The sequence below is a fragment of the Bradyrhizobium sp. NBAIM08 genome, from assembly GCF_020193935.1.
GTDB classification, from domain to species: Bacteria; Pseudomonadota; Alphaproteobacteria; order Rhizobiales; family Xanthobacteraceae; genus Bradyrhizobium; species Bradyrhizobium yuanmingense.
Map to the genome: position 1 here is coordinate 1 of NZ_JADYVR010001427.1, position 379 is coordinate 379.

Annotated in this window: 1 protein-coding gene; it reads left to right on the plus strand. The window is 64.4% G+C overall.

Translation table 11 applies throughout. The features are described 5' to 3' along the window. Positions 1-379: 30S ribosomal protein S4 (gene rpsD, locus I6F37_RS45265; RefSeq protein ID WP_225155167.1), on the plus strand; the 379-nt coding region annotated here is incomplete at both ends.

A 379-nucleotide genomic window follows, 5' to 3' on the forward strand; every position in this document is an offset into this window, starting at 1 on the left:
AAGCAGTTCCGCGGCATCTACGAAGAAGCCATCCGCATGAAGGGCGACAGCGGCGCCAACCTGATCGGCCTGCTGGAGCGCCGGCTCGACGCGGTCGTGTATCGGGCCAAATTCGTGCCGACCGTGTTCGCCGCGCGCCAGTTCGTCAATCACGGCCACGTCAAGGTGAACGGCCGCCGCGTCAACATCTCGAGCTATCGCGTCAAGGTCGGCGACACCGTCGAGGTCAAGGACGCGTCGAAGCAGATGGCGCTCGTGATCGAAGCCCGCGCGCTCAGCGAGCGTGAGGTGCCCGATTACATCGAGGTCAACGAAAGCCAGCTCTCCGCCAAGCTTGCCCGAATCCCGGTGCTGAGCGACGTGCCGTACGCGGTGATGA